Source organism: Actinomadura terrae (genome assembly GCF_022751215.1).
GTDB lineage: Bacteria > Actinomycetota > Actinomycetes > Streptosporangiales > Streptosporangiaceae > Spirillospora > Spirillospora terrae.
In genome coordinates this window covers 99,725-124,336 of the sequence record NZ_JAICDG010000001.1, presented here as the reverse complement: position 1 = coordinate 124,336, position 24,612 = coordinate 99,725, and the positions used below count along the sequence as shown (strand labels likewise).

The window sequence follows — 24,612 nt, the reverse complement described above, 5'->3', positions numbered from 1 at the left end:
CTAGGACCAAGATACCGCCCCAACTTACTTGACGCCCGGCTAGTTAACGGCGCACACTCGAACCGTTAACTAGCCGGTCGGCAAGTAAGTATCCAGAGCGAGGAGCGAACGACCATGAACCCCCAGGCACCCCCTCAGGAGGAGGCGGGACAGGGCCGCAGCCTGTACGTCGTCATCGGCGCCGTGCTGATCGCGATGCTGCTGGCCTCGCTCGACAACCTGATCCTCGGAACCGCGATGCCCGGCATCGTCAGCGACCTCGGCGGGCTCGGCCACCTGTCCTGGGTCGTGACCGCGTACACGCTCGCCACCGCGGTCTCCACGCCCGTCTGGGGCAAGCTCGGCGACATGTACGGGCGCAAGGGCGCCTTCCTCACCGCGATCGTGATCTTCCTGTCCGGGTCGGCGCTGGCCGGGATGTCGCAGGACATGACGCAGCTCATCGGCTTCCGGGCGATCCAGGGGCTCGGCGCGGGCGGGCTGATGGTCGGCGCGATCGCGATCATCAGCAGCCTCGTCCCGCCCCGCGAGCAGGGCCGCTACCAGGGCATGATCTCCGGCGTGATGGGGCTGGCGATGATCGCGGGCCCGCTGGCCGGCGGCGCGATCACCGACCATCTCGGCTGGCGCTGGTGCTTCTACGTCAACCTGCCGCTCGGGCTGCTCGCGCTGTTCATGATCTCGACCGTGCTGCACCTGCCGAAGCACCGCTCGCAGGCGCGGATCGACTACCTCGGCGTCGCGCTGCTGGCCACCGCGATCTCCTCGGTCGTCCTCGTCACCACCTGGGGCGGCGCCGAGTACGCGTGGACGTCCGGCGTGATCATCGGCCTCGGCGCGCTCGCGGTCGCGGCGGGGATCGCGTTCGTGGTCGTCGAGCGCCGCGCCGCCGAGCCCGTCCTGCCGCTGAAGCTGTTCCGCAACGCCAACTTCGCCATCGTCACCGTCATCGGGTTCCTGCTCGGTTTCGCGATGTTCGGCGCGATGACGTACCTGCCGCTGTTCCAGCAGGCCGTGCAGGGCTCGTCGGCGACCAACGCGGGGCTGCTCGGCATGCCGCTGTTCCTCACGATGGTCGTCATCAACATGTTCGCCGGGCCCTTCATCTCCCGGACGGGTCACTACAAGGCGTTCATCGTCGCGGGCGGCGCGCTGCTGACCGCCGGGCTCGCGCTGCTCGCGAGCATGGACACCGAAACCTCGCGGCTCACCACCGGCGCGTTCATGGCGCTGGTCGGCGCCGGGATCGGCTGCCTCATGCAGACGACGCTGATGGTCTCGCTGTACAGCGTCGAGCGCGCGGACCTCGGGGTCGGCTCGTCCACCGCCACCCTCGCCCGGACGATCGGCGGCTCGGTCGGCGTCTCGATCGTCGGCGCGCTGTTCGCCGGGCGCGTCCGCGACATCATGGCCGAGCGCGGCTACGGCGCCGCCACCGAGGGCTCCGCGCAGCTGGACGCGGCGGGCCTGCGGACGCTGCCCGCCGGGGTCCGCGACGCCTACCAGCACGCGGTGGCGGGCGGCGTCCACCAGGGGTTCCTGGTCGCGACGGGCGTGGGCGTGCTCGCGTTCGCGCTGGCGTGGTTCGTCCGGCAGGTGCCGTTCGAGAACGGGCCGGAGGGACCCGAGACGGACCCTCAGGGGGGCGTGGACGCCGCTGAGCACTCCCACGCGTGACGGCCGCCCCACGGAACGCGCCACGCCCACCGTCCGCGCCTCCCCGGCTGGTAGGGATGGAATCCGAGCCCGGGCACACGTGGAGAAGGGGACGCGAAGTGATCTTTCGTTCGGACGTCGAGGCCGCCGCGGAGCGCGTCACGGGACGCATCCGCAGGACGCCGCTGATGCCGGTCGCGGCCGCCGCGCTCCTTCCCGGAGAGGACGCGGGCAGGGAGAGCGACCGGGAGGGCGGTCGGGCGTGGCTGAAGCTGGAGCTCACCCAGCACACCGGCTCGTTCAAGGCGCGGGGCGCGTTCAACCACATCCTCGCCGCACGGGAGGCGGGACGGCTGCCCGCCGCCGGTGTCGTCGCGGCCTCGGGCGGCAACGCGGGCCTCGCGTTCGCGTACGCGGCGGCGCGGGCGGGCGTGCCCGCCGAGGTGTTCGTCCCGGAGACGGCGCCGGCGGTGAAGGTCGCGGGGCTGCGGGCGCTCGGCGCGAGCGTCGTGCAGGTCGGCACCCGCTACGCCGAGGCGCAGGAGGCCGCCGCCAAACGCGCCGCCGACACCGGGGCGCTGGCCTGCCACGCCTACGACCAGCCGGACGTCTGCGCCGGTCAGGGCACGCTCGGCCTGGAGGTCCTGAAGCAGGCCGGGGGCGAGGTCGACACCGTCCTGCTGGCAGTGGGCGGCGGCGGGCTGATGGCGGGCGTCGCGGCGGCCCTGGACGGGCACGCCCGCGTCGTCGGCGTCGAACCCGAGAACTGCCCGACGCTCCACCGCGCGCTGGCCGCCGGAGAACCCGTGGACGTGGCGGTCTCCGGCGTCGCCGCCGACTCCCTCGGCGCCACCCGGCTCGGCGGCATCGCGCACGACGTGGCCGCGCGGACCGGCGTCCGCTCGGTACTCGTCAGCGACGACGCCATCGTCGAGGCCCGCCGCCTCCTGTGGCGCGAGTACCGGCTGGCCGTCGAGCACGGCACCGCCGCGGCGGTGGCCGCGCTCCGCACCGGGGCCTACCGTCCGGCGCCGGGCGAGCGCGTGGTGGTCGTGCTGTGCGGCGCCAACACCGACCCGTCGGACCTGACCGGCTAGGTGCTCAGGGGCCGGTGCGGGCGAACCGCAGCGGCAGCGGACGCAGCGGCGGGCCCGGCTCGGCGGGGCCCGTCGGCGACTGCGTCCCGCACAGCGCCTGGATCGCGTGCGCGCCGAGCGCGCTGTCGATCGGGTCGGGCAGCGGGACGCCGTCGGCGTCGAGCCGCTGGTACTTCATGAGGTTGAAGCCGAACGCGACCTGCCGCCTGCCGTCCGCGCTGGACAGCGCCTGCGTCCCGGCGCCGAAGACCGCGCCGTCGTGGCCCCAGAACGTCCCGCAGGGCAGGTTCAGGGAGTAGATGCCGAGGCCGTACTTCATCAGCACGTTGCCGTCCGGGTCCTTGACGGGGACGGTCTGCTGCATCTGCGCCAGCGACAGCCGGTTGACGAGGCCGCCGGTGAGCAGCGTCCGGTAGAAGCGGTTGAGGTCGTCCATGGTGGACACCAGCGCGCCCGCCGTCCAGGCCCAGCTCATGTTGAACACGCTGTAGTCGCGCGGCGGGTTCACGTGCTGGTACAGCGACTCGTACATCCGCGGGTGCGGCCCGTGGATGGTGGGCCCCGACGGGAAGTACGTGTGCTTGAGACCCGCCTTCTTGATGACGTTGCGGGTGATGTACTCCTCCGCCTTCGTCCCGGTGACCTCCTCCAGGAGCAGCCCGGCGATGACGTAGTTGGTGTTGGAGTACGACCAGCGCTCGCCCGGCTCACCGGTGGGCGGCGCGGCCAGCCCCCAGGCGACGAGCTGTTCGGGACGGACCGTCCTGAAGCGCTCCTTGTCCAGGTCGGCGGGCGAGAGGTCGGTCAGGGACGGGAACGCGTAGAAGACGTAGTCGCCGATGCCGCTGGTGTGGTTGAGCAGCATCCGCACGGTGACCTGCCGCCCGCGCTGGCCGGGGAACAGGTCGGGCAGGTAGGTGCCGATGGGCGCGTCCAGGGCGACGCGGCCCTTCTCCACCTGCTGGAGGATCGCCGTGGCGACGAACGTCTTGGTGATGCTCCCGGCGCGCGTCCGCATGTCGGCGGTGGCGGGACGCCCGGTCGCGGTATCGGCGACGCCGGACGCGCCGTCCCACCGCGTGTTGCCGTCCCGCACGGAGGAGAAGATCCCGTACATGCCCGCCTCGTGGACGGCGTCCAGCGTGGCGCGCAGGTTCGCGGGATCGACGCCGGTCGGCCCGGCCGGAGGGGCGGCCACGGGCGGGGCGGCGGGCGGTGCGGCCGCCAGCGGGCCTCCCGGCATCCCGGCGGGCCCGGGTGAGGGGGCGGGCAGCATCGCCGCTGCGGGCCCCTGGAGCAGGCCGAGCGCGAGTGCGGCGGTGACCCCCACCGCGATCCCGCGCTTGGAGCCGACGGCCGTGAGCCGCCCACGCCGTCCCGTCGACCGCCTCGCCGTCATGCTCGTCTCTCCAGTTCGCGCCGAACGCCCATAGCAGTCTTGTCGGACATCACCCAGACTGTCATCCCACCGCGGGAGGAGATTGACCTACCGCTGAAGTCGTCGTGACATTCCGACGATCAAGCCGGCGACCAAGCCGGCGATCCGGGCCGCGCGTGCACTGGATCGGTCCCGGCCGGGCGGGCCGGGACCCGGGCGGCTCAGCCCAGCAGGTCGGCCAGGGTTTCGCGGCGGGACGGGTGGCGCAGCTTGTGCATGCCCTTGGACTCGATCTGCCGGATGCGCTCGCGCGTCACCCCGTAGACCTTGCCGACCTCCTCCAGCGTCTTCGGCTCGCCGCCGGCCAGCCCGAACCGCATGGAGATGACGCCGGCCTCGCGCTCGGTCAGCGTCTCCAGGACGGCGTCGAGGCGGCCGCGCAGCATCGAGGTCGCGACGACGTCGGCGGGGTCGCCGCCGTCGGGGTCCTCGATGACGTCGCCGAGCTCGCCGTCGCCGTCCTCGCCGAGGGGAGTGTGCAGGGACAGCGGCTCGCGGGACTGGCGCCGCAGCCACTCCACCTTCTCGGTGGTGACGTCCAGCTCGACGGCCAGTTCGGCCGAGGTCGGCTCGCGGCCGAGGTCCTGCGCCATCGTGCGGCGCAGCCGGGTCATCCGGTTGAGCACCTCGACGACGTGCACGGGGATGCGGATCGTGCGGCTCTGGTCGGCGAGCGCCCGGCTGATCGCCTGCTTGATCCACCAGACGGCGTAGGTGGAGAACTTCAGGCCGCGCCGGTACTCGAACTTCTCGACCGCGCGGATCAGCCCGAGGTTGCCCTCCTGGACGAGGTCGTTCAGCGGCAGGCCGTGGCCCATGTAGCGCTTGGCGAGCGAGACGACCAGGCGCAGGTTGGCCTCGACCATGTGCTCCTTGGCGCGGCGGCCGTCGGCGGCGATCCAGGCGAGGTCGTCGCGGTCCTGCTCGTCGAGCAGGTGGCCGCGGGTCTCCAGCCGCTCGCGCGCGAACAGCCCCGCCTCGATGCGCTTGGCCAGGTCGACCTCCTGCTCGGCGGTCAGCAGCGCGGTACGGCCGATGCGGGACAGGTAGTCCTTCATCGGGTCGATGAGATCGCGGGTCACGGCCGCGCCACGGGGGGACGGCACGCGGGGGGACGCGCTGGGGGCGTGGCTGGCGTTCAGGATGGTGTCCTTTGCTCGTCCGGCCGGGAGGGAACGGGTCACCCTCGTTCGGGTACCCGGGACCCTTGGGACCTAAACTTAGATGCGACCTATAAATATGTCAAGAACAAACTTAGGTCGAAGTATGCAATGATGGCGGGATGGGACTCCGGGAGCTGAAGAAGCAGCAGACACGGCAGAACATCTCGCACCAGGCGACCCGCCTGTTCCTGCGGCACGGTTTCGACCAGGTGACGATCGCGGACGTCGCGGCGGCGGCGCAGGTGGCCAAGATGACCGTCACCAACTACTTCCCGCGCAAGGAGGACCTCGCCCTCGACCTGCACGAGGTGTTCGTCGGGCTGCTCGCGCGGACGGTCGCTGAGCGGGCGCCGGGCGAGTCGGCGCTGGCCGCGCTGCGGCGCGGCTTCCTCGCGGCGGCGGCCCGGCACGACGCCGTCATCGGCTTCTCCGGCCCCGACTTCGCCCGGATGATCACCGAGAGCCCGGCGCTGGTCGCGCGGCTCCGCGAGTTCCACGAGGAGCGCGAGGACGCGCTGGCCGCCGTCCTCGCCCGCGAGACCGGCGCCGCGCCGGGCGACCCGCTCCCCCGGCTGGCCGCGGCGCAGTTCGGCGGCGTCCACCGCGTCCTGTTCCAGGAGACGCTGCGGCGCACGATCGAGGGGCGGAGCCACGAGGAGATCGCGGCGGCGCTGACCGAGATCGGCCGCGCCGCCTTCGACCTGCTCGAACCGGGCCTGGCGGGCTACGCCGTCCGCGCGGCGTAACCCGCCGCCCGCTTCCTTGTCCCGGGTCAGGTGATGACGAGCAGCAGGTCGCCCGCCTGAACGGGGGTCGCGACCGGGACGGCGAGCCGCGCGACCCGGCCCGCGATCGGCGCGGTGATCGCGGCCTCCATCTTCATCGCCTCGATGGTGGCGACCACGTCCCCGGCCGCGACCTGCGCGCCCGCGGCCACCCGCAGCGTCACCGACCCGTCGAACGGCGCGGCGACGTGGCCGGGCTCGGCGGGGTCGGCGCGCTCGACGGGCGGCGCGTCCGAGGCCACCGCCTTGTCGCGGACCGACAGCGTCCGCAACTGGCCGTTCACCGTGCAGATGACCTGCCGGAAGCCCGCCTCGTCGACGCCGCCGACGGCCTCCAGCCCGGCCAGCACGCGCACGCCGGGTTCGAGGTCGAACGCGACCTCGTGCCCGGTGCGCAGGCCGTACAGGAACGCGCTCGTCGGCAGGACGGACAGGTCGCCGTAGGCGGCGCGGGCCTCGCGGTAGTCCTTGGCGGGGCCGGGGAACAGCAGCCGGTCGAGCGTGTCGCGGACCTCGGGCCCGGCCAGGGCCTTCTCCTCCGCCTCGTCCAGCTCCGCCCGCGCGGGCGTGTACTGGCGTCCGGCCAGGGCCTTGGTGCGGAACGGCTCGGGCCAGCCGCCGGGCGGGTCGCCCAGCTCGCCGTTCAGGAACCCGATGACGCTGTCGGGGATGTCGTAGCGCTCGGGGTTCTCGGCGAAGTCGTCGGGGTCGGCGCCCGCGGCGACCAGGTGCAGGGCGAGGTCGCCGACGACCTTGCTGGACGGGGTGACCTTCACGAGCCGCCCGAGGATCGCGTCGGCCGCCGCGTAGCACCGCTCGATCTCCTCGAACCGGTCGCCGAGACCGAGCGCGACGGCCTGCTGCCGCAGGTTCGAGAGCTGCCCGCCGGGGATCTCGTGCTGGTAGACGCGTCCGGTGGGCGAGGGCAGGCCCATCTCGAACGGCGCGTACAGCCTGCGGACGGCCTCCCAGTACGGCTCCATCGCCGTGAGCGCGTCCAGGTCGATGCCGGTGGCGCGGCCGGTGAAGTCGGTGGCGGCGACGATCGCCTGGAGCGGGGGCTGGCTGGTGGTGCCCGACAGCGGCGCGGCGGCGCCGTCCACGGCGTCCACCCCGGCCTCGATCGCGGCGACGTAGGTGCCGAGCTGCCCGCCGGCCGTGTCGTGCGTGTGCAGGTGGACGGGCAGGTCGAAGCGTGCGCGCAGGGCGGTCACCAGCGTGCGGGCGGCGGGCGCGCGGAGCAGGCCGGCCATGTCCTTGATGCACAGGATGTGGACGCCCGACTCCACGAGCTGTTCCGCGAGGCGCAGGTAGTAGTCGAGCGTGTAGAGGCGCTCGTTCGGGGACGACAGGTCGCCGGTGTAGCAGAGCGTCCCTTCGACGAGCGCATGGGTCTGGAGCGCGGCGTCGATGGCCGGGCGCATGCGCTCCATGTCGTTCAGGGCGTCGAACACCCGGAAGATGTCCACGCCCGTGTTGGCCGCCTCCTTGACGAAGGCCCGCGCGACCGAATCGGGGTAGGGCGTGTATCCGACGGTGTTGCGGCCGCGCAGGAGCATTTGGATGCACAGGTTCGGTGCCGCCTCGCGGATCGCGGCCAGGCGGTCCCAGGGCGATTCGCCCAGGAAGCGCAGAGCGACGTCGTAGGTGGCGCCGCCCCACGCCTCCAGCGAAAGGAGCTGGGGCGTCATCCGCGCGAGGTAGGGCGCGGCGGAGAGCAGGTCGTAGGTCCGTACGCGGGTGGCCAGAAGCGACTGGTGCGCGTCCCGGAACGTGGTGTCTGTAACGGCCAGGGCCTCCTGCGCGCGGAGCTGCTGCGCGAACGCCTGCGCGCCGAGCGCGAGGAGCCTGTCACGGGAGCCCTCGGGGAAGGCGTCGTTCCGGGGGGCGTGGGAGTTCGTCCCGCTGGACAAAGGCCCGTCGAGCGGTGGGAGCTTCTCCGCGGGGTCCAGGGTGGTGGGCGCCTCGCCGTGGGGCTTGTTGACCGTCACGTCCGCCAGGTACCGGACGAGCCGCGTCGCGCGGTCGCCGCTCGACCGGGCCGTGAGCAGCTCCGGGTGGTCGGCGATGTAGGACGTGGTGACGCCGCCCGCGCGGAAGTCCTCCTCCTCCAGGAGCGCCTGGAGGAACGGGATGTTGCTCGCCACGCCCCGGATGCGGAACTCCGCGACCGCCCTGCGCGCGCGCCGGACGGCGTCCTCGAACGTCCGGCCCCGGCAGGTCAGCTTGACCAGCAGCGAGTCGAAGTGCGGCGTGACGACGGCGCCCGCGTGCGTCGTCCCGGTGTCGAGCCGGACCCCGGCGCCGCCCGGCGACCGGTACGCGGAGATCTTGCCGGTGTCGGGACGGAACCCGTTCGCGGGGTCCTCGGTGGTGATGCGGCACTGCACGGCGTAGCCCGAGACGGTGACCTCGTCCTGCGCGATGCCGAGGTCGGCGAGCGTCTCGCCGCCCGCGATGCGGAGCTGGCTCTGCACCAGGTCGACGCCGGTGACCTCCTCGGTCACGGTGTGCTCGACCTGGATGCGCGGGTTCATCTCGATGAAGACGTGCTCTCCCCGGGCGTCCACGAGGAACTCGACCGTGCCCGCGTTGACGTAGCCGATCTCCTCGGCGAACCGCACCGCGTCCGCGCACAGCCGCTCGGCGACCAGCGGGTCCAGCCGCGGCGCCGGGGCGATCTCCACGACCTTCTGGTGGCGGCGCTGCACCGAGCAGTCGCGTTCGCGCAGGTGGACGGTGTGCCCGGCGGCGTCCGCGAGCACCTGCACCTCAATGTGGCGGGGCCGGTCGACGGCCTGCTCCAGGAACACGGTCGCGTCGCCGAACGCGCTGAGCGCCTCGCGGCGCGCGGTGTCGACGGCGTCGGTCAGCTCGTCGCGGTGGTCGACGCGGCGCAGCCCGCGCCCGCCGCCGCCCGCCGCCGCCTTCACGAACAGCGGGAACCCGACCTCGTCGGCCGCCGCGAGCTCGCGTCCCGGCTCGGGCGTCGCCGAGCGCAGCACCGGCAGGCCCGCGCGCCGCGCCGCCGCGACCGCCTCGATCTTGTTGCCCGCCAGGCTCAGCGCGGCCGACGGCGGGCCCACGAACGTCAGCCCGGCCCGCTCGCACGCCTCCGCCAGCTGCGGGCTCTCCGACAGGAACCCGTAGCCGGGGTAGACGGCGTCGGCGCCGACCCGCAGCGCCGTCGCGACGATGCCGTCCACGTCCAGGTAGGCGCGGACGGGATGGCCGTGCTCCCCGATCTCGTACGCCTCGTCCGCCTTCTGGCGGTGCAGGGACAGCCGGTCCTCGTGGGCGTAGACGGCGACGCTGGCGATGCCGAGCTCATATGCGGCGCGGAACGCCCGCACGGCGATCTCGCCCCGGTTGGCGACGAGCAGCTTAGTGATCACGTGGGTCTCCCAGGGTGCGGGCGGCCGGGTCATCGGTTACCTACCCAAACGGTTGCCCACCCAGTGGAACGGCCGGGAGCGGTCGCCCGAGAGCCCCGGAGCCGTGAACAAAGTGACAGATGACGGCCAGAGGAAAAACACGCGAAGGTTTCCGCCTCCCGGCCGCGTCACGGCGGCGTTCGCGCACGGTCACCGCCGATGCCCTCCTCCGTAAGCGGCGCACCCGAGCCCGGTGGACGCTCTAGTCTGTTCGCACCGGGTTGTGTGTTTTAGAGGGGAAAGCGGTGCGGCTGCCGGAGAATCTGGAACTGCTCGTCACCGATGAGCCCGTCCTGGACCTGTACTCTTTCGGGCCCTGGCGGGTACCGGACGGGCTGTACGACGACATCCGCGCCCGCATCGACAAGCTCGTCGCCGACCCCCGCTGCGCCGAGCTGACCACCGACCAGCACTCGGTGCTGACCACGCCCGCGCCGCTCGTCGTCGCCGAGCTGGTGCTGGACGTCGACTTCCTGTGCGGCGCGGCGGCGGTGAACTCCGGCACGCACTCGCGGCTCCAGTACCAGTTCTTCGGCCGCTACCACCGCGAACCCCGCGAACCGCTGCGGACGATCAGCGACTGGGGCGTCACCAAGGGCGGGTTCCGCCCGCTGGAATGGCTGGAGGAGGCCCCCGACAAGGACCTCGCGCTCGGCCTCGCCCGCGACGCGCTCGACGTCCTGGAGGGACTGGAGCCCGTCGAGCAGCGCCGCCAGGCCCTGATCCGCCTCTACGAGAACCCGCCTCCCGGCCTGGACATCAACGCGCCCCTGCCCGACCAGCGCGCGCTCTGGACCGCCCACGCCGCCGACGACGTCGTCGCCGTCCTGCCGGAGCTCGCGGGCCCGATCGGCTACCTGGAATGGGTGTGCTCGGGGCTCCTGGCCGTCCACGAGCACCTCCTGGAGGTCGCCCCGCACGAGGAGTCGGTGGACGAGATGCTCGTCCACCTCCTGTTGCAGGGCGGCCTGGAGCAGGTGCCCGTGGAGCTGGCCGCCGCCGTCACCGAGGACAGGTACGGCGAACTGCTCGAACGGTTCGCGGCGGAGCGCGCCGGATTCAAGCCGCACCCCTGGTACACCTCCACCCGCGCCTGGCTCGGCCGGGCGCTCGGCGCGGGCGCCATCGAGGCGTGCCGGGGCTGGCTGGACATGGCGATGCGGTTCACCGGCGCCGCCCAGGGCTTCCCGGACGAGGCGCAGATCCCCGAGCCCGAGTGGATTCCCGTCGGGGAGTTCGAGGAGGACGTCCGGCGCCTGTTCACCCCGCGCCGCCGCATGGTCAACCCGCTCGCCGCCGGGGTCGGCAAGGGGCCCTCCACGCGGGCGCGCCGCGTCCGCAAGGCCGACGTCGGCTCCGAGCTGGTCGGGCAGCCCGACGTGCTCGCCGCGCTGGAGGACGTCGCGGGCGGGGACGCGCCCGTCCGGCTGATGCTCGTCGGCCCGGACGGCACCGGCAAGCGCGACGCCGCGCAGGAGATCGCCCGGCTGCTGCGCGAGCGCCAGGTCACCGAGCCGCCGCTCTGGCTGGCGGGCGACTTCTTCGCCGCCAAGGAGGTCTCGGCCGCGACCACGCACCTCTACAACGACGCCCGCGACTCCGCCGGGCACCGCCTCATGGTCATCGACGGGCTGGACGACATGTCCCGCGACGTGCGCAGCGGCGAGGCCATCCTGGAGGAGCTGCACCGGGCCCTCGACGTCCACGACGACCTGCACGTGGTCGCGCTGTGCGAACCCGGCGGGGACGAGCGGATCCGCGAGGTCAACCCCGGGCTCGCCCTCCGGCTCCAGGTCGTCCCGACGCACCCGTTCGACGCCGCGGGCTACATGGAGCTGTTCAACCGCGCGCTGCAACAGCGCGGGGCGCGCGCGCACAAACGCGCGCTGACCGCTGCGGGGGAACTGCTCGTCCGCACCCCGCCCGTGCGGAACCTGCGCAACGCGCGGCTCGCGCAACGCCTCGCGGACGTCGTCGTCGAGGGCGTCCGGGAGCGCACCGGGCCCGGCGAAGAGCTCGTGGTGAAACGGCCCGACGTCCCCGCCGCCTTCGATGCGTCCGGAACCCCGGGCGACCCGCTCGCCGAACTCGCCGCGCTGACCGGCCTCGGCACCGTCAAGCAGGAGATCGAACTGCTCGTCGCGGGCGCCGAGGCCGCCAAGATGCGCCGCGAGGCCGGGCTGCCCGCCACCGTCCCGCCCGCGCGGCACATGGTGTTCACCGGCAACCCCGGCACCGGCAAGACCGTCGTCGCGCGGCTGCTCGCCCGCATCTTCAAGGACCTCGGCGTGCTGTCGTCGGGGCACCTCGTCGAGGCGTCCCGCTCCCGGCTCGTCGGCCAGTACCTCGGCGAGACCGCCGTGAAGACCCGCGCCGTCGCCCGGCAGGCCGTCGGCGGCGTCCTGTTCATCGACGAGGCCTACGCGCTCACCCAGAGCGGCATGTCCGAGGACTACGGGCCCGAGGCGATCGCCGAGCTGCTCAAGGTCATGGAGGACAACCGCGACGACCTCGTCGTGATCGCCGCCGGATACGAACGCGAGATGCAGCGGTTCGTCTCCTCCGACCCCGGGCTCGCCTCCCGCTTCCCGCACACGATCCGCTTCCCCGACTTCACCGACGACGAGCTGCTGGAGATCTTCACCGGCCAGGCCCGCGCCACCGGCCTCGAACCCACCCCCGCCGCCCGCGCCAAGATCTCCGGCCTGCTCCGCAAGGCCCCGCGCGGCCGCTCGTTCGGCAACGCCCGCGTCATGCGCAACCTGTCCGAGCGCGCCACCGTCCTGCAAGCGCGCCGCGTCACCGCGAAGAAGCGCGCCACCGCCGAGGACCTCACCACCCTCCTCCCGGACGACATCCCCGACAGCCTCAGCGGCACCTCCCGCGTCCTGCCCGCGACCGACCCGCTCACCGAGCTCGACGCCCTGGTCGGCCTCGCCGACGTCAAGCAGGAGGTGCACCGCCTCGTCGCCGAGGCCCGGGGCGCCGAACTGCGGCGCGGCGCCGGGCAGCCCGTCGTCACCCCGACCCGGCACATGGTGTTCACCGGCAACCCCGGCACCGCCAAGACCACCGTCGCCCGGCTCGTCGCGTCCGTCTACGGGCGGCTCGGGCTGCTGTCGTCCGGCCACCTCGTCGAGGTCTCCCGCGCCGACCTCGTCGGCCCCTACCTCGGCCAGACCGCCCCCCGCGTCCGCGCCGCCGTCGAGCAGGCCCTCGGCGGCGTCCTGTTCATCGACGAGGCGTACGCGCTGGCGGGCGACATCTACGGGCAGGAGGCCGTCTCCACCCTCGTCCAGCTCATGGAGGAGTACCGCGGCGACCTCGTCGTCATCGCCGCCGGATACGAACGCGAGATGACCGCGTTCCTCACCGGCAACTCCGGCCTGGAGTCCCGCTTCCCCAAGCGGCTGGCGTTCCCCGACTACTCCGACACCGAACTCGTCGCGATCTTCGAGCGGCTCGCCGCCGCCGAGGGCCTCACGCTCGCCCCCGACGTCCCCGGACGCCTGCGGACGCTGCTCCACGCCGTCCCGCGCGGGCCGTCCTTCGGCAACGGCCGCCTCATGCGCAACCTCCTGGACGCCGCGATCGCCGCCCAGGGGCAGCGCCTGACGTCCGGCGAGCGCCCCGACGACAACGAGATCATCACACTGCGCGGCGCCGACCTCCAGCCCGCCGCCCCCGGCTCGGCCGAGGCGGTCGGCCTGTACCTCTGACCGCTTGTCCTGACTTGTCTAGACTCGTCTCGGCCGACCGACCTCGCGGCGCTGGAAGGGGACCGGTGACCGATCGCGACTGGCAGCGGGCCGTCCTCCACGACCTCGGCGGCCTGGAGTCCGGCCTCGTCCCGCCGTCCCCGCGCCCGGCCGGGCAGGCCGCGCCGCCCGTGCCGCCCCGGGTCGAAAGCCCCTGGACGGCCGCCCTGGCGGCCTCCCAGCCCCCGCCTCCCGCACCGGCGGCCCCGCAGGCGCCCGCGCCGGTGGCGCATTCCGCGCCGGACCCGCGCCCTCAGGAGCCTGCGGAGAACACTCCCGTCCAGGAGAGCGTCCCCGTCGAGCAGCCGCGAAGGGTCAGCGCGCGGAACCCCGGCGGGCCGTCAATGGACTGGGTCACCGCCCAGATAGGCGCGCCGGTGCCGTCCTGCCGCCGGATCGCGGTGACGAGCGTCCGGGGTGGTGCGGGCAAGTCGACGATCGCGGCGCTCGTCGCCGGGATCGTCCGGCGGTACCGCGCCGACCGGGTGGTCGCGGTCGACGCCGACCCGGGGCTCGGCTCGCTCCCGCTGCGCGTGGGGGCGTCCTCGCCCAGTTCCCTCCGCCACCTCGCCGCCGCACGCCCGCGCTCCTGGGACGAGACCGCCGCCCATCTGGGACGCACCGACGAGGGCCTGTACGTCCTCCCCGCCGCCCCGGGCGGAGCCGTCTCGGGACCGCTCGACCACCACCTCTTCCACCAGGGCGTGGGCAACCTCAGCCGTTACTTCTCCACCGCCGTCATCGACTGCGGCGCCGGAGTCTCCGAGGAGCTCCAGCGCGGAATCCTCTCCGGAGCGCACGCCCAGGTCTTCGTCACCCCCGGAACCGTGGACGGGGCCCTCAGCGCGCGCGCCGCCATCAACTGGTTCGTCCAGAGCAACTACACCGACCTTCTCCACCGGACGGTCATCGCCCTGGTAGCACACGCACCCAACCCGGGCATGGACGTGAAGCGCGCAGTGCAGATGCTGAGCGCGGGCGGGCTTCCCGTCGTGTACATCCCGTTCGACCGCCACCTCGCCGCGGGGATGTCGATCGCCCCCGAACGCGTCGGCGCGGCGGCGCACACCGCCGCCGTGCAGATGACGGCCGCCGCCTTCGCCCGCTCGCTGGCCGTCCGATGAGCCGCGAGCTGGTCGTCCTGTCCCCGGAGGAACCGGACCTGGACGCGCTCCCCGCACTGGTCGCCTCGTCCGGCATCCAGGGCCTCGAAGTGGGCGGCCCGTATGTCTTCGACTCCCGCGACCGCCTCCTCCTCCGCCTCCGGGACGCGATGCTGATCACCGTCCCGGGCGAGGTGGAGCGGCTGCTCTCCACCCCCGTCCAGGGGCCGGTCTGGTGGCTCGACCTCCACGCCGCCGCGTCGCCCCCCGAGGCCCTCCACCTCGCGCAGCACTGCGCCCGGGAACTCGCGGCCCGGCACAACGGCACGGTATGGAGCCAGTGAACGAAACCCGGGGCGGCGCCGACGCCCTCACACCGCACTCGATGGTCGTCCTCCGGGACCGCCCGGTCGTCGCGCTGAGCCCCGACCTGGTCGAATGCCTGGCGGAATGCGGTCCGCGCGTGCTCCAGATCGTCACAAGCCCCGCGGGCCGCCTGACCATCCCGCTCCGCACCCTGGCCGCCTCCCCGAAGGCGAACTGGGTGGTCGCCCCGGGCGACGGCTACTACGACGGCCTCACCGGCCACCCCATGCGCTGGGACGGCAACGCCTTCACCCACATCCCCGACGCGACCGACTACGCCCCCGCCTACAGAACACCCCCGACATCGCCCCTGGGCTCCCACCTGACCTTGACGTTCCAAGCCCGTCCAGGAGAAAAGCCGGGCGCCCACATCGAGCATCTTCTGCATCTGTTGACCGGCCGCCCGCCACTGGGCTGGGGCACGACTGAACCGCTGGAACACCCGTGGAAAGGGCCCGAACTCCCCCGGGCCCAACACCTTATTCTTACCGGAAAGAGCGCCATAGCCACGCTGAACCTCTCCGGCGAAACCGAAACAACGACGCTGGTGGTCGCCTATCCGCCGTCCACCTCTCCCCCTATAGCCGATCTGCCATCTCTCGTCGACGCCCTCACCGCCAAAACCCCGATCACGGCGCTCATGGCCCAACTCTCCCCGGGCCGCCCCGACCTCACCGTCGAACCCCGCTGGTCAGGCGCCTCGTCCCCGATCGGGCTGGCGGCGTCCGGCGCCCGCACGGGTCCACCCGGGTTCACCCGCCAACGGCTCGGCCCTCCGTCCGCTCCCCTGACCTGGTTCCCTCTGGGCGACGGCCGCTCCCCCGACTACTGGCACCGCCACCGCCAACTCCTCGCCCATCTGAACAACCCACCTCGCCCTTGAACCCGAATTCGGTTGTGGGGAAAGGTTAGCGGCGGCGGATTTGCCATAGACGGAGGATGAGAAGCGCTGCCGCCAGGGTCGCGCCCACGAGGAAGCCGGTCAGGAAGTTGGATTGGGAATGGCCGGGTGAATGGATGACCCATCCGGCGCAGACGGCCATGACGAACAGGGTGTAGCAGGTGGCGAAGATATAGAGGCGCTTGTTGAAGGGGAAACGCCTGGGCGGCGCGTAATCCTCGTCGTGATCGGGGTCCTCGTCGGGGAGAGAGGCGATGAGGCCGGGCGACGCCTCGTCCTCGGGTCCGGCAGGGTGGGCGTCGGTCATCGGTCCCTCCTGGGCGGGCGTGCTCGGCGGGCGCGGGGGTGCGGAGGCATTGAAGGGGAGAGCGCGGGCGGGCGCAAACCCGGCGCTAAACGGAATGATCACTCGGAATACGGGGAGGACCCTTGCGGTTGCAACTACATGTGCCGCCCGGTGTGATGGGCGGCACATGTCCACCCACGACCCGCGGAGGCGACCATGCCCAGCAGCATCCTCAGGCCCAGAGCCGGCAACGGACGCGCACACGTAAAGACGACGTCGCTGCGCGCCCTCGCGGTCGCCGCACGGCTGGAACGCGAGTACGCCCCGGAGGGCCCGCCGGGCCACCGGAGCGGCCGGGCGGACGACCGTCCCGAGCGGGGGACGCCCGACCCGGCCTGACGCACTGCGAGCCCCCGTGTGCTTTTAGGAACGCGCTTTCCTCCTAGGAGAACACGGGGGCTTTGCTATGCGCGGCTATGCGCGCATGGAGAAGAGGGTGTGGACGGCGGAGCGCGTTCGTTCCACTCCCAGGGTCTCGACCATGGCGGTGAGGTGTTCCGCGCCAAGGGTGGCCAGGAGCGTGTGCGCCACGGCCTCGGCGTCCGGGACGTCCAGGAGGATGGTCAGGTGGCGGTGCCAGAACCGGTAGGCGCCGATGCGGTAGCGCGCCCCCGGGGATGCGGTTTCCGACATGCGCACCAGGGCCAGGTGGTCCAGGACATAGTCCAGGTACGCGTCGACGAATGCATATAGGCGGGCGGACGGTTCGACGGCCTCGCCCGGCTCGCCCGGCCCCAGCGGGGACGGTCCGGAGAGGATCGCGTCCTGAAGTTCGCGCTCGCGTTCGTCGAGGAGGGCCGCGGCCAGGCCCGCCTTGTCGCCGAAGCGGCGGAAGAGGGTCCCCTTGCCGACCCCCGCGGCGGTCGCCACCGCGTCCATGGACACCGACTCCACCCCCTCGCGGGCGAAGAGGTCGGCCGCGGCGGCGAGCACCTTCGCACGGTTCCTGGCGGCGTCCGCGCGCTCCCGGGGAGGCGGCGTGCGCATGAGTTCGAGGCCCGCCGCGCCGACCGGACCGTGGTCCATTACCGTTTCCTCTCGATGGAATAAACGGACTATAGTCCATTTCAATCGGGAGGATCAATCGCCGCCGTGTTCGCCGCAGCTCCCCGTCTTGATCACCGGGTATTGATCATCCGGTTCGCCCAGCACGTACCCTCGTGTGGCCAATAGTCTTGCTGGACGGATCTTGAGCGACGGGGAGCGAGTGGTGTGACGGACAGGACGATGCCGGATGCCCATCCGCTGCGGTCGGGTGACCCGGTCCGGCTGGGCGGCTACGAGATCCTGGGCCGCCTCGGCGAGGGCGGGCAGGGGGCGGTGTTCCTCGGCCGCCCCGCCGGCGCGGGAGGGGACCGCGCGGTCCCCACCTCGGACCACGTCGCGATCAAGCTGCTGCACGGCGGGCTCGCCGGGGACGAGTCCGCGCGGGCCCGGTTCGTCCGCGAGCTGGAGGTCGCCAAGCGGGTCGCGCGGTTCTGCACCGCGCAGGTCCTGGACGCCGACGTCGCGGGCGACCAGCCGTACATCGTCAGCGAGTACGTCCCGGGGCAGTCCCTGCACAACGTGGTGCGCGTGGAGGGTCCGCGCACCGGCGGGACGCTGGAACGGCTCGCCATCAGCACCCTGACCGCGCTCACGGCGATCCACCAGGCCGGGATCGTCCACCGCGACTTCAAGCCGCACAACGTCATGCTGGGCCCGGACGGCCCCCGCGTCATCGACTTCGGGGTGGCGCGCGCGCTGGGCGCGGCCGGGGAGACGCAGAACGTCGGCACCCCCGCCTACATGGCCCCGGAGCATTTTACCGGCGGCCCGGTCGGCCCCGCGTCCGACATGTTCGCGTGGGGCACGACGATGGTGTTCGCCGCGACCGGGCGTCCCGCGTTCGGGAACGACGAGATGGCCACGGTCATGCACCGCATCCTGACCGCCGAGCCCGAACTGGGCGACCTGCCCAGCCCGTTGCGGGAGCTGGTGGTGGCGTGCCTGGCCAAGGAGCCGGCGCAGCGGCCCACCGCGCGCGAGGCGCAGGAGCGGTTCGTCGGCGCCGCCAGCGGAACCACCCCGGCGACGTCGTCCCCGATATCGGCGCTCCCGGCGTTTCCCATGGCGCCGCCTGACCAGGTGACCGATCCGTCCGGGCAACGGCACACGACGGCGCCGCAGCCGCCCCCGTTCGGCGACGTGACACCTCCCCAGCCCGGCCCCGGCCCCGGCCCCGCCCCCGCCGCCGGACCGATACCGTCCGGCATCGGGAACGCGCAGGGCCCGCCCCCGCCGCCCGCACCCGGACGGCGGGGCGACCGGAAGCGCGGCCTCATGATCCCGATCGCCGCGGCGGCGGCCGTCGCGGTGGTCGTCGCGGGCGGCGCGGTCTGGGCCGCGACGCGTCCGGACGACGGGAAGTCCGCTCAGGACCGGCCCGCCGCCGCGCCCGGCCAGGAGCTTGGCGCTCAGGACGGCTCCGCGGGCACGAGCGGCGCGGGCCGCGCGTCGAAGGGGCCGAAGGACGGGCGCGGCCGCACATCGGGTTCTGAGAGCCCCGGGGCCGCGAGCCCGAACGGCTCGAAGAGGCCGGACGGCAGGCCCGGGAGCCCCGACCCGACGAAGGGCCCCGGCGGTGGCGGGTCCGGGCCCGTCCAGGAGCCCCCGAACAAGTACACGCCGCAGGCCGTGTGCAACAGCGGCGGCCACGGCGGCGGCTACTACGTGCAGCGCTCCATCGCCGCGTCCGGCGGAACCGTCTACCTGCTGTACAACAGCTCGCACTACAACTGCGCCGTCACGATGAAGACCCGGAGCGTCGGCAGGGCGTCCTCGGTGTCGGTCTGGATCCAGCGCAGCGGAGGCGGCCGGATCGCCGACGGCGGGTCGTTCGAGTGGTATGCGGGGCCGGTGTTCGTGTCGGCGGCCGGGAAGTGCGTCCGGTTCGGCGGCAACGGCGGCACCGCGCCCTACGGCAACTGCGGCTGACCCGGCCCGGGGCTTTCGGGCCGCTACGGAAAAAGGCCACCCTCGCGCCGGGGTGGCCTCTGTTTCTGCGGAGCGGACGGGTCGACGTTCGGTGGACCGGAGCCGACCCGCCGCATGCGACGAGCCGCACGGTGGCGGCGTTCCGTTGGCGGTTTTCCGGGGTGTGTCAGTTGCGGGAGGCGATGAGATGGTCGAAGTCGCCGTCCTTGGCACCAAGGATGAGCGCCTCTATCTCGGGGCGGGTGTAGATGAGGGCGGGACCCTCCGGGTGGCGGGAGTTGCGCATCGCGACCTGCCCGCCGGGCAGTTCCGCTATCTCGACACAGTTCCCCTGGGAGTTGCTTCGCCGGGACTTCAGCCACCGCGCGCCTTGGAGCTTGGTGGCGGGCATCCCGTTGTCATAGTCGTCGTGACCGGCCCTGGTCTGGCCGTGCTGGGTCTGGAGCATCATGTCTCTCTGAGAAGATCACCGAGAAGCTCGACCGTGCGCTCCGGGGTCGCACTGTCGACACAGAGGCGTTCCATCGCCTGTAGGTAGGTGTCGACGTCGTCGCGCTTGTCCAGGTACATCGCGCCGGTGAGGTTCTCGACGTAAACCACGTCCGGCAGGTCCTGCTCGGGGAAGCGCAGGATCGTGAAGGCCCCTCCCTCGGCGGCGTGCCCACCGAACCTGAACGGCATGATCTGGATGGTGACGTTGGGCAGCTTGGACATCTCGATGAGGTGTTCGAACTGACCGCGCATCACCTCCGGACCGCCGATGGGGCGCCGGAGCGCCCCCTCGTCCAGTACCGCCCACAGGCGCGGAGCGTCCGGGCCCGTGAGGCGTTCCTGGCGTTGCAGGCGCAACTCGACGCGCTGGTCTATCTCGTGTTCGGCGGCCCCGGCGTTGCCCAGGCGGATCACCGCACGCGCATACCCCTCCGACTGCAACAGTCCTGGGACGAATTGCAGCTCGTACGTGCGGATGAGCGCCGCCGACTCCTCCAGACCGACGTAGGTCTGGAACCAGTTGGGCAGAACGTCGTTGTACCGGTGCCACCAACCGGGGGTGTTGGCCTCCCGCGCCAGCTGTAGCAGCGCCTCGCGTTCGGCCTTGTCGCCAACGCCGTACAGCGTGAGCAGGTCGTCCACGTCTCGTTCTTTGAAGCTGACCCGCCCGAGCTCCAAGCGGCTGATCTTCGACTCCGACGCGCGGATGACGTAGCCGGCGTCCTGACGGGTCACGCCCTTCTCCTCGCGAAGACGGCGAAGCTGCGACCCGAGCAGGATCCGACGAACCGTCGACCCGCTTCCCGGCGTCTCTGGAGTCACGCCCAACCTCCCGGCTATTCGGCGGACAGCGAACCTAGTGTGCCACTGGCCTCCGTGTCCTGCGGTTACCTCCGATCGCCCGCGTGCATCCGCGCCGCCCCACACCCTTCCGAACTCAGATGCACGTGCATTGGGCCTTGCATTCGCACGCTACGATGCGCAGGATAACGCACGAGACTTCCGAGCCACGGCTGCACAACGAGATCACTCTGCGGGGTCCGGGGAATGACGTCACGTCACGCGCACGACGACACGCGGTGGGAGCTCGGCCCCCTCGTGGGGCCGGCCGAACCACGGGGCTTCGCCGTGCGCTCGACACCCGTACCGGAGTCGAGCGATCTGCCTCCGCGGCTGGACAGGGCGCTCACGACGCTGACGGAGATGGCACGTCCCACCGTCTCCTTCACCGTCCAGCCCGACCCGGAGTCGGTTACCGAAGCGCGTCATTTCGCTGTCTCCCGGCTCGCCGAGTGGGGAGCGCGCGTCCTGTCCGACGACGTGGGACTCGTCGTCTCCGAGCTCGTCACCAACGCGCTCAGGCACAGCGGCAGGACGTCCGGTGGGCGGCCGGGCGACGACGTACACCGCGAGGGCGTGTGCGACGACCCGGCCGACCCGCTGGGCTCGGCCCCGTCGGCGATCAGGCTGCGGCTCTGCCACGAGCGTCCATGGCTGCTGTGCGGAATCATGGACTCCAGCCAGGCCGCTCCCCGCCGCAAGGAGCCCGACTACATAGCCGAGACGGGACGCGGCCTCCACCTGGTCGAATCCTTCAGCGTCCGCTGGGGCTGGCGCACGCTGCCCCAGGGCAAGGTGGTCTGGGCGCTGTTCCGCTGTCCTTGAGGCAACACCTGCTTTGAGGCGACACCTGCCTTGAGAAAACGCCTGCCTCCCTCGGGTCGCTGTCCTCCCTTGGGGCGCCGCCTCTTTCCTTGGGGCACTGTTTGCGCGGGAGTAACCAGGTGCTCACCGGGTATGGGGGCCTTTCCTGGACGACCGCAGAGAGGGAGCAACGGTGGACTTCGCCGTCGGACACCGCGTCGAGAAGGGCGTGACCGTCGTGAAGATCAGCGGCGAGATCGACGTCTTCACCAGTCCCCGGCTGCGGGAGGAGCTGCTCGACATCATCGACGCCGGCGGGGTGCACCTGGTGATCGACCTCGGCGAGGTGACGTTCCTCGACTCCACGGGCCTCGGCGTCCTGGTGGGCGTGTACCACCGGTTGCGCGCGCGGGACGGGTCGATGTCGTTCATGGGGGTGAACGACCGCGTCCGCCGCGTGTTCCACGTCACCCAGCTCACCAAGATCTTCGTCCTGCACCACTCGCTGGACGAGGCGATCGCGGCGCACGAGTCCGCCGCGCGCTGACCCCTCTCCCGAGGCGTCCCGCTCCGCCCCTTCCAGGGTCGCGCACCCGGTACGGTGAGACAGAGATCAAGCCCGCCGCCTGGGGTCCTCTCCGCCGAAGTCCCACCGGAGCGCGCGGTGCTGTGCACCAGCCGACCCATCGATTGGACGGGAGCGCTCCGTGGCAGAACAGCCGCTGCATGAGCACACGCTCGGCAATGGCATGCGCGTGGTGGTCTGCGAGGACCATGTCGTACCCCTGGCAGCCGTGAACCTCTGGTACGGCGTCGGGTCGCGGCATGAGCACGCCGGCCGGACCGGGCTCGCCCACCTCTTCGAGCACCTGATGTTCCAGGGCTCCGCGAACGTCGCCGAGGGCGAGCACGCCGCGCTGCTGGAGAGCGCCGGCGCGGCGTTCAACGCCAGCACCTCCTTCGAGCGCACCAACTACTACGAGACGGTTCCCGTCAGCCACCTGGAACTGGCCCTGTGGCTGGAGGCCGACCGCATGGGCACGCTGCCCGCCGCGCTCACCCAGGCCAACCTCGACAACCAGCGCGACGTGGTGAAGAACGAGCGGCGGCAGCGCTACGACAACCAGCCCTACGGCACCGCGTTCGAGCGCCTCTGCGCGCTCACGTTCCCCGAGGGCCACCCCTACGCGCACACCCCCATCGGGTCCATGGACGACCTGGACGCGACCACGCTGGAGGACTGCGTCGACTTCTTCACCACCTGGTACGCGCCGGGGAACGCCGTCCTGACCGTGGTCGGGGACGTCGACGCGGAGCAGACCCTGGCGGCGGTGGAGCGGTACTTCGGCGGCATCCCGGCCGGGCCGGAGAAGCCGTCCGCGCGTCCGGGGGCGCTCGGGCCGCTGACGGGCGTCCGGGGGGAGACGCTGGACGAGGAGGTCCCCTCCCCCGCCTACTTCGCGATGTTCACGCTCCCCACCGACGGCGGGGACGAGATCGAGGCGGCGGAGCTGGCGGTGGAGATCCTCGGCGGCGGCTCGGGGTCGCGCCTCTACGACCGCATGGTGCGCCGCGACCAGATCGCCACGGAGGTGTGGGCGGGCGTGACCCGGCTGGCGTCCGGGCAGTCGCTCGCCATCGTCGACGCGATCGGGCCGGAACCGGACAAGATCGCCGCCGTGCTGGACGAGGAGCTGGAGCGGTTCGCCGCGTCCGGCCCCGACGTCGACGAGACCGCGCGCGCGACCGCGCAGGCCGAGCGCGGCTTCCTGGAGCAGACCGAGACCGTCACCGGGCTCGCCAACGCGCTCTCCCAGAACGCCACCCAGTTCGACGACCCGGCCCGGGTCTTCACCGCCCCCGGACGCGCCGCCGCCGTCACGGGCGAGGCCATTCAGGAGATGGCCGCCCGCTGGCTCGCGCCGGGCGCCCGCACCGCCCTGACCTACGGAGGTACGTCGTCGTGAGCGCTCTGTCCTTGCAGCCTCGCCCCGTCCCGGGGCCGGTCCCTGCGTGGGCGTTCCCGGCCGGCGCCGCGGGACGGGTGCCCGCGGGCCCGGCGACCCTCCGCGTCGACCTGCCCGGGCGCCGCCTGGCGGCGGTGCGGCTCGTCCTGCACGCGGGTGCGGGACGCGAGCCCGAGGGCGCCGACGGGGTCGCGACGCTCGCCGCGCGCGCCCTGCTGGAGGGCACCGAGCCGGGCGGCGGCACCGCCCTGACCGCGGCGTTCGAGCGCCTCGGCGCGAGCCTGTACGCCGCCGCCGACCTGACCGCCCTGCGGATCGCGCTGGACGTCCCGGTGACCCGGCTGCCCGAGGCGCTGGAGCTGTTCTCCACGGTGGTGCGGCGGCCCGCGCTGGACGACGCCGACGTCCGCCGGCTGGTCCGCGAGCGGCTGGAGGAGATCGCGCAGGAGGACGCCGACCCCGGGTCGCGGGCGTCCCGCGAGCTGCGCGCGGTCATGTTCCCGGCGGAAGCCCGCGCGGCGCGGCCGACCGGCGGCTCGCGCAACTCGGTCGGCGACATCCAGGGCGCCGACGTCCGGGCGTTCTACGGCTCCGTGGTGCCCGCTGAGGCCACCGCCGTCGTCGCGGGAGACCTGGCCGGGGTCGAGGCCGACGCGGCACTCTCCGACGCGCTCACGGGCTGGACGGGCACCGGCGGCCCGCTCCGCACCGCCGACCGGATCATGCCCGAGTCGGCCGCCCGGATCGTGGTCGTCGACCGTCCCGGTTCCGTGCAGACCTACCTGAGCATCGGCCACGGCGTGCCCGACCGCTCCCACCACGACTGGCCGTCCCTGATGGTCGCCTCGCACGTGCTGGGCGGCGGCCTCACCTCGCGCCTCAACGCCGTGCTGCGCGAGGAGAAGGGCTACACCTACGGGATGCGGGCCGGGCTGCTGCGCATGCGCCACTGCGGACTGTTCATCGCGCAGGGGGCCGTGCACACCGAGGTCACCGCCGACGCCGTCTCCGACGCGCTCACCGAACTGCGCGGCGTGGTGTCGCGCGGCATCGACACCGAGGAGCACGGCGCATCCGTGCGCGCCCTGGCCGACCGCGCGCCCGCCGAGTACGAGACGTCGCGCGCCGTCGCGGCCGAACTCGCCGACGCGTCCGCCAACGGGCTGGGCCCGGAGTACCCGAGCGCCTACCTGGCCGCCGTCCGCGCGTCCACCCCGGACGGCGTGGCCCGCGCCTACCGCAAGCACGTCGACACCGACGCGCTGACCGTCATCGCCGTCGGCGACGCCGCGCAGATCCGCGAGCCGCTGGAGAAGCTCGGATACGCGCCGGTCACCGTCACCGCCAAGGAGGAGTGACGGGCTCGACCCGGTGGCGCTCCGGCGGGTGAGGTGTTTCCGTTCCGCGTGGGTCGGTCTCGGTTTCTGGCCTAGTGTTCGTCGGCGGGCACGAACCGATGGCATGGTGGATTCCGTCTGACATGTGC

The 24,612-nt window shown here is 72.6% G+C and carries 19 protein-coding genes and 1 pseudogene; 13 read left to right on the top strand and 7 right to left on the bottom strand.

All coding sequences use genetic code 11. The features are described from left to right. The first annotated feature begins 114 nt into the window (after nucleotides 1-114). Together K2F47_RS00535 and K2F47_RS00530 are read left to right on the top strand one after the other, a co-directional pair. Nucleotides 115-1,677 carry an MDR family MFS transporter gene (locus tag K2F47_RS00535; RefSeq protein ID WP_242900655.1) on the top strand — a complete coding sequence of 521 codons (1,563 nt, stop codon included), beginning with the start codon at nucleotides 115-117 and terminating at the stop codon, nucleotides 1,675-1,677. A gap of 98 nt (nucleotides 1,678-1,775) precedes the next feature. Next, nucleotides 1,776-2,753, top strand: coding sequence for a threonine/serine dehydratase (locus tag K2F47_RS00530; RefSeq protein WP_308198347.1), 978 nt, complete (start codon nucleotides 1,776-1,778; stop codon nucleotides 2,751-2,753). Between the two features lie 4 nt (nucleotides 2,754-2,757). Here K2F47_RS00530 and K2F47_RS00525 read toward each other — a convergent pair whose 3' ends face one another. Next, a complete protein-coding gene (locus K2F47_RS00525) occupies nucleotides 2,758-4,152 on the bottom strand; it encodes a serine hydrolase domain-containing protein (RefSeq protein ID WP_242900654.1) in 1,395 nt (464 codons plus the stop codon). Between the two features lie 200 nt (nucleotides 4,153-4,352). Next, nucleotides 4,353-5,255: pseudogene (locus K2F47_RS00520) on the bottom strand (RNA polymerase sigma factor); the annotation flags it as partial. 218 nt (nucleotides 5,256-5,473) lie between these two features. Here K2F47_RS00520 and K2F47_RS00515 point away from each other — a divergent pair. Then, nucleotides 5,474-6,100 carry a TetR family transcriptional regulator gene (locus tag K2F47_RS00515; RefSeq protein WP_242900652.1) on the top strand — a complete coding sequence of 209 codons (627 nt, stop codon included), beginning with the start codon at nucleotides 5,474-5,476 and terminating at the stop codon, nucleotides 6,098-6,100. A 26-nt stretch (nucleotides 6,101-6,126) separates the two neighbouring features. Here the strand turns inward: K2F47_RS00515 and K2F47_RS00510 are convergent, their stop codons facing one another. Further along, nucleotides 6,127-9,534 carry a pyruvate carboxylase gene (locus K2F47_RS00510; protein ID WP_242900651.1) on the bottom strand — a complete coding sequence of 1,136 codons (3,408 nt, stop codon included), beginning with the start codon at nucleotides 9,532-9,534 and terminating at the stop codon, nucleotides 6,127-6,129. Nucleotides 9,535-9,818: 284 nt separating this feature from the next. Between K2F47_RS00510 and K2F47_RS00505 the strand changes: the two genes are divergently transcribed. The 4 genes from K2F47_RS00505 to K2F47_RS00490 all read left to right on the top strand — a co-directional run bounded on the left by K2F47_RS00505 (nucleotide 9,819) and on the right by K2F47_RS00490 (nucleotide 15,683). Beyond that, nucleotides 9,819-13,292, top strand: coding sequence for an AAA family ATPase (locus K2F47_RS00505; RefSeq protein ID WP_242900650.1), 3,474 nt, complete (start codon nucleotides 9,819-9,821; stop codon nucleotides 13,290-13,292). A gap of 65 nt (nucleotides 13,293-13,357) precedes the next feature. Then, nucleotides 13,358-14,455 (top strand): MinD/ParA family ATP-binding protein, encoded by a 1,098-nt coding sequence (locus K2F47_RS00500; RefSeq protein WP_242900649.1) that lies wholly within the window; start codon nucleotides 13,358-13,360, stop codon nucleotides 14,453-14,455. Next, on the top strand, nucleotides 14,452-14,778 hold the full coding sequence (locus K2F47_RS00495) for a hypothetical protein (protein WP_242900648.1): 327 nt from the start codon (nucleotides 14,452-14,454) through the stop codon (nucleotides 14,776-14,778). Before K2F47_RS00500 ends, K2F47_RS00495 begins: the two co-directional genes overlap by 4 nt. Next, a complete protein-coding gene (locus K2F47_RS00490; RefSeq protein WP_242900647.1) occupies nucleotides 14,775-15,683 on the top strand; it encodes a DUF6177 family protein in 909 nt (302 codons plus the stop codon). The genes K2F47_RS00495 and K2F47_RS00490 overlap by 4 nt, the downstream gene beginning before the upstream one ends. A 25-nt stretch (nucleotides 15,684-15,708) precedes the next feature. Here the strand turns inward: K2F47_RS00490 and K2F47_RS00485 are convergent, their stop codons facing one another. Next, nucleotides 15,709-16,008 carry a hypothetical protein gene (locus tag K2F47_RS00485; protein ID WP_242900646.1) on the bottom strand — a complete coding sequence of 100 codons (300 nt, stop codon included), beginning with the start codon at nucleotides 16,006-16,008 and terminating at the stop codon, nucleotides 15,709-15,711. Nucleotides 16,009-16,203: 195 nt separating this feature from the next. On the opposite strand from K2F47_RS00485, the gene K2F47_RS00480 reads away from it, so the two are divergent. After that, nucleotides 16,204-16,386, top strand: coding sequence for a hypothetical protein (locus tag K2F47_RS00480; protein ID WP_242900645.1), 183 nt, complete (start codon nucleotides 16,204-16,206; stop codon nucleotides 16,384-16,386). A 75-nt stretch (nucleotides 16,387-16,461) separates the two neighbouring features. On the opposite strand, the gene K2F47_RS00475 is transcribed toward K2F47_RS00480, so the two are convergent. Then, complete coding sequence (locus K2F47_RS00475; protein ID WP_242900644.1) at nucleotides 16,462-17,073, bottom strand: TetR/AcrR family transcriptional regulator; 612 nt, start codon at nucleotides 17,071-17,073, stop codon at nucleotides 16,462-16,464. 186 nt (nucleotides 17,074-17,259) lie between these two features. Here K2F47_RS00475 and K2F47_RS00470 point away from each other — a divergent pair, with 186 nt between their 5' ends. Next, entirely contained in the window at nucleotides 17,260-19,023 is a 1,764-nt protein-coding gene (locus tag K2F47_RS00470) for a serine/threonine protein kinase (RefSeq protein ID WP_242900643.1), read from the top strand. A 166-nt stretch (nucleotides 19,024-19,189) separates the two neighbouring features. Here K2F47_RS00470 and K2F47_RS00465 read toward each other — a convergent pair whose 3' ends face one another. Next, entirely contained in the window at nucleotides 19,190-19,474 is a 285-nt protein-coding gene (locus tag K2F47_RS00465) for a DUF397 domain-containing protein (protein WP_242891589.1), read from the bottom strand. Next, nucleotides 19,471-20,337 (bottom strand): Sco1979 family transcriptional regulator, encoded by an 867-nt coding sequence (locus K2F47_RS00460; protein ID WP_504911677.1) that lies wholly within the window; start codon nucleotides 20,335-20,337, stop codon nucleotides 19,471-19,473. Before K2F47_RS00460 ends, K2F47_RS00465 begins: the two co-directional genes overlap by 4 nt. A 381-nt stretch (nucleotides 20,338-20,718) precedes the next feature. Between K2F47_RS00460 and K2F47_RS00455 the strand changes: the two genes are divergently transcribed. From K2F47_RS00455 to K2F47_RS00440, 4 genes are all read left to right on the top strand, one after another. Then, nucleotides 20,719-21,180, top strand: coding sequence for an ATP-binding protein (locus tag K2F47_RS00455; protein WP_242900641.1), 462 nt, complete (start codon nucleotides 20,719-20,721; stop codon nucleotides 21,178-21,180). A 172-nt stretch (nucleotides 21,181-21,352) separates the two neighbouring features. Further along, the gene (locus tag K2F47_RS00450; protein ID WP_242900640.1) at nucleotides 21,353-21,706 is read left to right on the top strand and encodes an STAS domain-containing protein; all 354 of its coding nucleotides are present in this window, start codon (nucleotides 21,353-21,355) and stop codon (nucleotides 21,704-21,706) included. 160 nt (nucleotides 21,707-21,866) lie between these two features. Further along, complete coding sequence (locus K2F47_RS00445) at nucleotides 21,867-23,126, top strand: M16 family metallopeptidase (RefSeq protein WP_242900639.1); 1,260 nt, start codon at nucleotides 21,867-21,869, stop codon at nucleotides 23,124-23,126. Next, nucleotides 23,123-24,484, top strand: a complete 1,362-nt coding sequence (locus K2F47_RS00440) for a M16 family metallopeptidase (protein WP_242900638.1) — start codon at nucleotides 23,123-23,125, stop codon at nucleotides 24,482-24,484. Before K2F47_RS00445 ends, K2F47_RS00440 begins: the two co-directional genes overlap by 4 nt. Nucleotides 24,485-24,612: the final 128 nt, after the last annotated feature.

Coding starts and splice junctions, on each gene's coding strand:
- K2F47_RS00480 (WP_242900645.1), top strand. CDS start 16,204: ATGCCCAGCAGCATCCTCAGGCCCAGAGCCGGCAACGGACGCGCACAC.
- K2F47_RS00485 (WP_242900646.1), bottom strand. CDS start 16,008: ATGACCGACGCCCACCCTGCCGGACCCGAGGACGAGGCGTCGCCCGGC.
- K2F47_RS00495 (WP_242900648.1), top strand. CDS start 14,452: ATGAGCCGCGAGCTGGTCGTCCTGTCCCCGGAGGAACCGGACCTGGAC.
- K2F47_RS00455 (WP_242900641.1), top strand. CDS start 20,719: ATGGCACGTCCCACCGTCTCCTTCACCGTCCAGCCCGACCCGGAGTCG.
- K2F47_RS00515 (WP_242900652.1), top strand. CDS start 5,474: ATGGGACTCCGGGAGCTGAAGAAGCAGCAGACACGGCAGAACATCTCG.
- K2F47_RS00475 (WP_242900644.1), bottom strand. CDS start 17,073: ATGGACCACGGTCCGGTCGGCGCGGCGGGCCTCGAACTCATGCGCACG.
- K2F47_RS00535 (WP_242900655.1), top strand. CDS start 115: ATGAACCCCCAGGCACCCCCTCAGGAGGAGGCGGGACAGGGCCGCAGC.
- K2F47_RS00465 (WP_242891589.1), bottom strand. CDS start 19,474: ATGATGCTCCAGACCCAGCACGGCCAGACCAGGGCCGGTCACGACGAC.
- K2F47_RS00525 (WP_242900654.1), bottom strand. CDS start 4,152: ATGACGGCGAGGCGGTCGACGGGACGGCGTGGGCGGCTCACGGCCGTC.